Raw genomic sequence first — 5,450 nt, 5'->3', positions numbered from 1 at the left:
TTCTGAGAGACTTTTCGAATTTGAAAAAATTTTTTTCCAAAAATAATTTTAGATGATTTTTTTAAATTTGAAAAGAGAACGTGAGGGGAGAGAAAAAAAGCACCCACTGGGTGCTTTTTTTGGGACTTCCGAAAGGAAGTCCTATCCTTTACTTGATACTATGTGAACAACAGGAAGATTTAAAATGCCCTCAAACCCAAGTGGTATCAACGAAAAAACGGATTTTTGCTGTAGGATAAAAACATTGAAAAAACCCCTTATTCTGTGTTATGATTAGTTTGCGAGAAAAATCTAACAAGAATAGGGGGTTTCGTTTTTATTTAGAGAGAAAAAGGTGTTTTTTCTCTAATAAGCTAACGAAATAATAGCATGGAACAATTAAATAAGCAAGTAGAATTTTTAGAAGATAAATCTTCCAGTGGTAAATTAAGAGATTGGTCTGGAAAGAAAAAAAGAAATTTAAGTTTGGCAGAAATCTACATGATGATAAAAGAATCTTATCGTAAAATACATTCAGAAAAATTCAATCGATTTTTAAATCGTGAGGAGCGTTGTCGAATGTGTGCGATTGTATTGAAGTATAAGCGTGATAAGAATGGAAAACGAACATTGTATGAAGCTTATTTTTGTCAATTAAGATTATGTCCAGTTTGTAACTGGAGGAGATCGTTAAAGATTTTTGCTCAAGTTTCAAAGATTATCCAAGCAATTGAGAAGGAACAAGAACATGCTTATCTCTTTTTAACACTCACACAAAAAAATGTGAGTGCTGAAAATTTAGATAAAACACTTGATGATATGATGTATGGTTGGAATAAATTCATGAAGTATAAAAAAGTGAAAGATGTGGTTAAGGGAGCGTATCGTGGACTTGAAATTACTTATGATAAAAATCCAATTATTACGAGTAAAATGTATCAAAAGAAAAAAGATTATTATCAAAAGTTAGGTTTAAAAGTTGGAGATAAGAACCCTAATTTTGATATGTATCATCCACATTTTCATGTCTTAATTGTAGCGGACAAAAGCTATTTTAAAAGCCGAAAATATTTAAAACATGAGGAATGGCAAGAACTATGGGCAAAAGCTATGAAATTAGATTATATGCCACAAGTTAATGTTAAAAAAGTAAAAGGTAATACCGCTGAAGCTGTGGCAGAAGTAGCAAAATATTCAGCTAAAGATAGTGATTATGTGATTGAAAAAGATTTAGATTTATCTATGAACGTTGTTGAAACGTTGGATTATGCATTACAAGGTAGACGTTTGGTTTCGTTTAGCGGAATTATGAAAGAGTGGCATAAAAAATTAAATTTAGATGACGCAGAAGATGGCGATCTAGTGCATATCGATTCCGAAAAGGATGAAGAGTTAGAGGGAGAGATGACACTTGAAACGTATGCCTGGAATGTTGGTTATATGAATTATGTGAGAGTTTAACAGGAGGGGTTTAGAATGAAAAAAACAATGAGAGAAAAATATTATTATTGCGGTGGTTGTAAAAGATTTCATCCGTATGATGGGCATACTGAAGTCAATCGTAAGCTATGTTTCTTTTGTGAAACGATAAAGCCAACAACAAGAAAAGTTGGAAATTCAGAGATTGGATATACTCAAATTTGTAGTGAATGTCGTAAAGAATTTTTTGGAGAGCAAATGTAAATTTGCTCTTTTTTATATGAATTTTATAAAGATATTAAATGTATATTATATATTTATGAAATAATTGTTTGATATTTTTGAATATATTTTTACTTTTTATTTTTTTCGACATAATGTGTTTGTTATAATTTAATTGTTTATATTTGGTAAAAGGGGATGAATGGATTATGAATTTAAAAAAAGGTTTATTAGCATTATCTGTATTTAGTGTATTTTCAACCGGTAATTTTTTCGCTTCAGCAAGTACATTAGATCGAATTGAACCACAAGAACCACTTCCAGGTTTCGAACTTGATTTAGTAGAGTATGATACTGCTGTTTATAATGGAGAGGCTCCTCAACCAAGAGTTGCTACATTATTAAGTAGTGGTGTTTCACGCTATGTTGATCATAGTACTGGTCAGTATTATGCTAAGGGGGCAACTCGTGTTGTTGAAAGTACAACTAAAGATGATTTGTATCATAAAACTACTGTTACTTTAGAAAAACGAGGATTGATTTTTACAACTACGTATGTTAAGGCTTCCAAGTGGGGAACTGGAGAAGTTTGGGCAACTACCGGAACTACTCCTAATGCAGGAAGTCCTTATGTATATTGGGATGTGCAATAAGTAAAAAGTTAAGTAAATAAAAAAACAACAAGATAAAATTATATCTTTGTTGTTTTTTTTTAGGAGGAGTTTATGATGAAAGAATGGGCGAAGATTATTATAGGTTTTGCTATAATCAGTGTATTATCTTGTGTGAGTATTTTTATGATTTATCAAGAAAAAAATGATTTTGAAAAACAATATTATCAATTAGTAGATTTAGAATCTACTGAAAATGGCTCTTTAAGGCAGCTTTTAAATCAAGGTGATCTTTTAACACGATTGAATGCATTTAAGGAAGATTTAAGAAAAAGTGAGCAATTTACATTTATTGAATTTTTACCTAATGTTGTAGAAATTATTGGAGAATGGGATAAACCAGCTGAATTAGTGAATGGATATGAATATGGAGACGATTTAAGAAATCAAACAGTTAGCTTAGAAGGTAAAGAATTATTGATTACGCCTATTAATTGTATTTCAATGGATCAGTATGCATGGAATTTGTATGACTTATCTTTAAGTGAAGGAAGTGAATTTGAAGATATAGATTATATTTTGACGGAAAAAAAACTTCCATTAATTTTAGGAAGTGAATTCAAAGATTATTATTCTCTGGGTGATGAAATTCCTTTAGTATATTTTTTTGAAGAGTGGACAGGTGTTGTAAAAGGGTTTCTAGAAGAGGATGAAGTGATTAAACAAGATTGGAATGAATATTTATTAAATAAAACAATTTTAGTTCCTTCTTTTAGAGAAGTTAGTGAGGAATTAGGTATAGATTTACAAAAAAGATTATATTACGCACAATTGGAGGGATATGTTTTATTAGAAGATAAGTCTGATTATTCGAAAGCTAGTAAGGAGATAAAGAAATTGTCACAAAAGTATAATTTACCGTATGAATTATTAAGAGGTTATTAATTTTTTGCGAGATGATATGTTTTTATAACAAGATAGGAGAAGAAAATGCAGATCGATACAAGTTTAGAATTTTTTCCTGTAATAGTTTTATTTTCAGTGATGGTATTTTTAATTTATTTTTTAGTTTTGATTGCTTAAAGTTTTAAAAAAAGTTCTATTTGAATATGCTGTAACCATAAGAGTTACAGCAATTAAACTGGGAGAAAAATATTTTATTTTTTAAAAATTATTTTAAATTTTTTAAGGCAAACTTTTAAAGTTTGCTTTTTTTAGTTTTCAAAAGTTCACAATTGGACACCATTTAAAATTTTGAAAAGACACAAAAGGACACATTTATTTTTTGAAGATTTTTTCAAAAAATATTTTTTTGCATGACAAAAAAAGTGTGCGTGTGATAAAAAAATTTTAACAAGGATTGAGAAAATTTTTTGTCAGTTTGAGAGAGAAAAATTTAAAAAAGTGAAACGTAAATTTTTGACTTTGGGAATTTTTTTGTTAGGCTAGTTTGCCGAAAGGCAACTCCAAGCGAAGCGACTAGAGTTGTTTTTCGCAAATGCCTAGTGACAAAAAAATGGGACCCACTGTCCAAAAATTTTTTTGAAATTTTTTATTTTTGAGAAAACTTTATGCCTAAAGGGGGCGTAAAGTTTTTTAATTTTTGATGGAAACCAACTGCGTAAAGGAGCAGATCGGTGACATCAAAATCGGCGGATTCGCCGAAGTGTTTTTAGTCATTACTCTATGCTGAATAGAGGAATGACTCACCACCTACAGGTGGTGCATAGCCCTCGGCAGAGCTCTACATTTTGATACAACGTGTCAAAATAACGGTAGAATTCTTTATTTTGTCATTCTTTCAAAATCCTTCTTCCTTTCTCCTCATGTTTTGTGCTAAAATTTGAGGTATTGAATAGGCGGTGATTTTTTTATGAATGGTCAGATGACGATTAGTTTTAATAAAGCCAACAGTACCAGTTTGGCACATAATAATCGTGAGAATTTATTTGGAAATCCGGACATTGATTTGGAACGTGTGAAAGATAACATCACTTATGTAAAGTCGGATATTCGGGAACTGTATCATGAAATTTTTGATCAAGCAGTGGCAGATTATAACGCTAAGCAAAAGAGAAGTGACCGAAAGATCGATGATTATTTTTCAAAAATTTTGCACGACAAAAAAACTCATCACCAACAAGAGTTGATTGTGGCAGTTGGTTGTAAAGATGAAAACACAGAAGAAATTTTTGAAATGAAAAAAAATATTTTGGATGAGTACATGAAAGGATTTCAAGAAAGAAATCCAAATTTAAAAGTTTATAATGCAGTCATGCACCTTGATGAAGCAAACCCACATTTGCATATTAACTTTGTGCCAGTTTATGAAAGCAAACGTGGATTGAGTAAGCGAGTGGGATTTGATAAAGCGATTGAGCAACAAGATGGATTAACATTTGAGCGTTGGCGAGAAAATGAAACAGGTGTAATTGAACGTCAATTAAAAGAGAAAGGCATTGAGAGGCAATATAAAGGCTCACACGACTATATGAAGGTGGCAGAGTATAAAGAGTATGCCGAGAGCTTAGAAACGCTTAGAAGCGAAAAAAACACGGTTAAAAACGATTTAAATGAGATTAAAGGCGAATTAGAGCAAGTAAGGAGTGAATTTTTAGTCACTGAAAAGGAATTTAAGAAAAAAGATCGTAAGGTAAAAGACTTAGAAGTTAAATCTCAAATCTTAGAAGAGGGGATTGCGAGAGGATTATCTTTTGATGAANNCAAAATAGCCTTAGGCAAGACTTAGAAAAGAAATATGAAAGTTTAAGTCAGTCCTTCAACTTAAAAAATAAAATGAATGAGCATTTAACCGAACGAGTGAATGAGTTGCAGAAAGAGAATAAGCAACTTAGACAAGAATACAAAGAAGCTAAAACATTAATTGAGCATTATAAAAATTTGTATTTTGATACAAAGCAAAAATTTAATGATTTTCAGAAAGACGTTAAATTTTTCATAGAGGAGCGAGATTTAATGCAAGGCTTTAGAGAATTTTTATACAAGCTAAGGCCTGAAAGGTATAAGAATCCAAATCAAACCCAAGAACAATCTAAAGCAAGGCAGACAGAGCCGAAAAGAGTGATTAGAACATCAACACCATCGAAAGGAATGGAGCGATAAAAATGACAGAAGTTTATTTAAAGAAAAATCAAGAAACAGGAAGATTTGAATGTTACAATGGATTGACAGATGAATATATGCAGACATTAAACTGCG

The 5,450-nt window shown here is 31.0% G+C and carries 6 protein-coding genes; all 6 read left to right on the top strand.

What is annotated here, in order from left to right; translation table 11 throughout:
- Positions 1 to 369: 369 nt before the first annotated feature.
- A complete protein-coding gene (locus tag NEH75_RS09725) occupies positions 370 to 1,440 on the top strand; it encodes a protein rep (protein WP_128446210.1) in 1,071 nt (356 codons plus the stop codon).
- Between the two features lie 15 nt (positions 1,441 to 1,455).
- Entirely contained in the window at positions 1,456 to 1,662 is a 207-nt protein-coding gene (locus NEH75_RS09720) for a hypothetical protein (RefSeq protein ID WP_128446212.1), read from the top strand.
- A 167-nt stretch (positions 1,663 to 1,829) separates the two neighbouring features.
- The gene (locus NEH75_RS09715; protein WP_128446332.1) at positions 1,830 to 2,273 is read left to right on the top strand and encodes a hypothetical protein; all 444 of its coding nucleotides are present in this window, start codon (positions 1,830 to 1,832) and stop codon (positions 2,271 to 2,273) included.
- Between the two features lie 75 nt (positions 2,274 to 2,348).
- Positions 2,349 to 3,176: a hypothetical protein gene (locus NEH75_RS09710; RefSeq protein ID WP_262948829.1), complete on the top strand. Its 828-nt coding sequence runs from the start codon at positions 2,349 to 2,351 to the stop codon at positions 3,174 to 3,176.
- A gap of 928 nt (positions 3,177 to 4,104) precedes the next feature.
- Positions 4,105 to 4,980, top strand: a complete 876-nt coding sequence (locus NEH75_RS09705; RefSeq protein ID WP_262948828.1) for a plasmid recombination protein — start codon at positions 4,105 to 4,107, stop codon at positions 4,978 to 4,980.
- An 80-nt stretch (positions 4,981 to 5,060) separates the two neighbouring features.
- The gene (locus NEH75_RS09700) at positions 5,061 to 5,354 is read left to right on the top strand and encodes a hypothetical protein (protein ID WP_262948826.1); all 294 of its coding nucleotides are present in this window, start codon (positions 5,061 to 5,063) and stop codon (positions 5,352 to 5,354) included.
- Positions 5,355 to 5,450: the final 96 nt, after the last annotated feature.

Origin of the sequence: Turicibacter sp. T129 (assembly GCF_025594975.1) — a bacterium.
Lineage (GTDB): Bacteria > Bacillota_I > Bacilli_A > MOL361 > Turicibacteraceae > Turicibacter > Turicibacter bilis.
This window is presented reverse-complemented; position numbering and strand designations above follow the sequence as displayed.